Source organism: Gillisia hiemivivida (assembly GCF_007997295.1).
Classification (GTDB): Bacteria; Bacteroidota; Bacteroidia; order Flavobacteriales; family Flavobacteriaceae; genus Gillisia; species Gillisia hiemivivida.
In genome coordinates this window covers 1-4,275 of sequence record NZ_VORY01000042.1, presented here as the reverse complement: position 1 = coordinate 4,275, position 4,275 = coordinate 1, and the positions used below count along the sequence as shown (strand labels likewise).

1 protein-coding gene is annotated in these 4,275 nt (G+C 40.0%); it reads right to left on the bottom strand.

Annotation, left to right across the window (positions count from 1 at the left end):
• Nucleotides 1-181: 181 nt before the first annotated feature.
• Nucleotides 182-3,478, bottom strand: a complete 3,297-nt coding sequence (locus ES724_RS16340; protein WP_146935033.1) for a T9SS type A sorting domain-containing protein — start codon at nt 3,476-3,478, stop codon at nt 182-184.
• Nucleotides 3,479-4,275 lie beyond the last annotated feature (797 nt).

Here is a 4,275-nt window from a genome sequence, read left to right as displayed (position 1 = left end):
ACAATAGACCGAGAAAAATCATAGGCTATAAAACACCTAAAGAAATGATGGAGATGGAGCTGAAATTTGTAGCTTAGAAACATCAAAAACCAACAACGATTTGTTGCGTTACAACATTGAATCCAGCTTACAAAAAAAAGCAGCTCTTTCGAGCTGCTTTTCTTTTTTAGTTGGTTACTGATTATTTATCAGAAATGATCTTTTTAGTAAACACATCTCTGTCGGTAGTTACTTTAAGTATATACACTTGACTTGCTCTTGTTCTAAAGTCTATACTTAGCTCTGTAACTTTTCCTTTAAAGGCATTTGCTTCTCTATAAGTACGAAGCAATCTTCCTTGAGTATCGAACATTTGTATTGTAGCAGAAGATGAATAATCAAAATCATACTCAATATTCAATGTTTCTCTGAAAGGAACAGGATAAGCGCTGAAACTCTTCTCTACAACACTGGTTTCAGTGTTGTCTGTTGGACTAATACTTAATGCTGCTTCTTGTGCTTTGGAATTTCCAAGAGGACACACACGCTCATTTGCTATTCTAAACAGATTATGAAGTTCTTGAGCCGCTGCATTTGCTGCATTCCTGTTTGAGTAATTAGTTTCGAATACCTTTTCAGTTTCACTTAAAATATAAGCTGTTCCATACTGATATCCCACATCTGGATTACTCGCATTTAAATAAGCTGCCACCGCATGTCTTGCCAAAGCTGCAAACCAACCATTGTTTTTACTGGTTTTTACTTCTGCAGAAATAGCTTCTAATAAGGTGAGTTTTCCATCTGCATTTTGGTCCATATCCCCAATTATATCCTCAACATTATTTCCTACAGGGTCTATACCAAAGAATACGAAGAAATCTGCATTAGGATCTGTAGATCCCCAATCTTCAAGATGGTTTTTCCAGTATCCTGGAGTACAACCTTCGTCTACGATACAATTGGTAGGTGCATTAACTGTGGCTGAAGCAGTTGCCTCACATCCGTTGGCATCAGTTATAGTTACAGTATAAGAACCTGCTGCTAATCCACTCAAATTTTGAGTTATTGCACCATTATTCCACAAATATGAATAAGGAGTTGTTCCACCACTAACAGTTAATGCAATAGAACCATCGTTGAATGCACAACTTTCAGCTGTTGGCACTGCACTTCCATATAAGGCTGCGGCTGGCTGGGTTATAACAACAGTCTTAATTGCTCTACAACCACCAGTTGTGCCATTGGCATCTGTAATTACAACATCATAAGTTCCTGCAACAAGACCAGTAAGATCCTGGTTGGATGATTGTCCTGATGGAATAACACCGCCAAGACTTGCTGTCCAGGCATAGGTATATGCTGGGGTTCCTCCCGATGGTGTAAGATCTATTGATCCAGTAGCTCCACCATAGCAAAGTACATTCACATGGGTTTCAGAACTGCTCAATGCTACGGCTGGCTGGGTGATAACAACAGTCTTGGTTGCTCTACAACCATTAGTTGTGCTATTGGCATCTGTAATTACAACATCATAAGTTCCTGCAACAAGACCAGTAAGATCCTGGTTGGATGCTTGTCCTGATGGAATAACACCGCCAAGACTTGCTGTCCAGGCATAGGTATATGCTGGGGTTCCTCCCGATGGTGTAAGATCTATTGATCCAGTAGCTCCACCATAGCAAAGTACATTCACATGGGTTTCAGAACTGCTCAATGCTGCGGCTGGCTGGGTGATAACAACAGTCTTAGTTGCTCTACAACCACCAGTTGTGCCATTGGCATCCGTAATTACAACCTCATAAGTTCCTGCAACAAGGCCGGTCAGATCCTGATTGGTTGCTTGTCCTGCTGGAATAGCACCACCAAGGCTTGCTGTCCAAGCATAGGCATAAGGTGCTGTTCCTCCTGAGGGAGTTAGATCTATGGATCCTGTAGCACCTCCGTAGCAAAGTACATTCACATGGGTTTCACTACTGCTCAAGGCTGCGGCTGGCTGGGTGATAACAACAGATTTGGTTGCTCTACAACCTCCAGTTGAACCATTGGCATCTGTAATTACAACCTCATAAGTTCCTGCAACAAGGCCGGTCAGATCCTGATTGGTTGCTTGTCCTGCTGGAATAGCACCTCCAAGGCTGGCTGTCCAAGCATAGGCATAGGGCGCTGCTCCTCCTGAGGGAGTTAGATCTATGGATCCGGTAGCACCTCCGTAGCAAAGTACATTCACATGGGTTTCACTACTGCTCAAGGCTGCGGCTGGCTGGGTGATAACAACAGATTTGGTTGCTCTACAACCTCCAGTTGAACCATTGGCATCTGTAATTACAACCTCATAAGTTCCTGCAACAAGGCCGGTCAGATCCTGATTGGTTGCTTGTCCTGCTGGAATAGCACCTCCAAGGCTGGCTGTCCAAGCATAGGCATAGGGCGCTGTTCCTCCTGAGGGAGTTAGATCTATGGATCCGGTAGCACCTCCGTAGCAAAGTACATTCACATGGGTTTCACTACTGCTTAAGGCTGCCACTGGCTGGCCTATTGTTGTTGAACCTGATTTTGTACATGCTGGGGTACCTGAATCTTTTACAATCCAATTATAAGTGCCTGCTGCTAAACCGGTATAGGTTTTAGGTGAACTTTGAGCAGCAAACCCGGTTGAATTGAAGTTTACCATATATGGGGCTGTACCACCACTGAATTCAAGTATAACTGTACCATCTGAACCACCGTAACAATTAACATCTGTAAAACCAGAATTGGCTGTTAATCCAACACCTACCTCTATACTTGGAAGAACACCGCATTTAGGGTTGATTTTTGAAGAATCTAATGGACATTGTCTGGCAGCATTATCAGATGCATCTGTCCAACCTTCATAAATATTGCTTAGTGTTAAAGTTGATCCGCATACATAAGGAATTTGATGTAAGAGATCCTCAGGATTAGCAGGGTCAACTACAGGATCAAAATTTCCTGTGACTTCATTATACTCTAATACCTCCAAATTATCAAAATCCAAAAGCGTAACACCATTAGGTGGTGCTAAACTTCCTTTTGGAATTGGGCCCTGACAGCCTCTAATAAAATAAACGATATCATCTGTTGTTGGATCAGTATCAGTAAGTGTAATTCTGGACCAGAACGCAAAAGAAGTTCTTGTAGATTCCGTATTATTATCAATACCTAATACTAAAGTTGCATAGATTGTCTCACCTTCATCACAGTTACAATTATCCAAATCCAGACTGGCACTTACAATTGCCAAATCTTTAGATGTACATCTATCTTTGTCAGGTAAATTAAAAGCATCCTCCACTGTTCCTGGAACCTGCGCATTCATATTAGATGGCAAAAACATTGCCATTCCAAAAATCAACAAAACCAGCAAAGATCCAATTTTGGATCTAAATCTAATTTTTAAATCTGTGGGAGTTAGCACCGCTCCAGAATAACTCACGCTATTCGAACATGTACCCGTAATCCCCAATGTAAAGAGTTTCATAAGTATTGGTTTAAATGGTTAATAATAAATAACTCTAGGGGTATTTTAAATACAAAAGAAATGCGTATTAAATAAAATGTGGGAGGAGAATAACTTCATTGCGGGAACAAAAAGTTAGTGTTAAACATAAATGTTTTTCGGGAGGAATGTTTATTTATGATTTGTAGAGAAATTCATAAATACCACCTTGAAATAGAAATTCAACTTCAAAGTATTGGGTTAAAGATAAGACTTAACCAGAATACAACACGTTAAAATTTAGTTCTAATACGCTTATTTTTAGCTATTTGACCAAAAATAAGTGATTTCCCCTATGCTTAAATGAATTATATTTTTAAGAAGTGTTGATATATCTAGGGGTTTATATATTGAGTAATTGCCCCTATTATTCCATGGAGTAGTTTTCAACTAATTGATACCAGATGGTTGCGTCATGTTGTTCCGATAGCTTTTGAAATTGTCTCGGCATTCCATAAAAGTAGGTGTACAACTTGAAACAAGTTAGCACTCACAAATTCCAAGAATTTGGAGAAATTTCGAAGTTGCGAACTTTTAGGAAGTAAGGAGCAGCCTTAGAAAAGCTATCAATGAAGGATTTGGAAATTTGGAGAACACTCCCTTTATTTTGTAAAAACTATCAGACACAAAAAACCCCTCCATCTTTAGATGCAGGGGTTTTAGGATATTGATATAAACAAAAAAAGCACCTATCTTACGATAAGTGCTTTTCAAAAAAAAGGCGACGACATACTCTCCCACAAAAATGCAGTACCATCTGCGCTAACGGGCTTAACTTC

Coding starts and splice junctions, on each gene's coding strand:
- ES724_RS16340 (WP_146935033.1), bottom strand. CDS start 3,478: ATGAAACTCTTTACATTGGGGATTACGGGTACATGTTCGAATAGCGTG.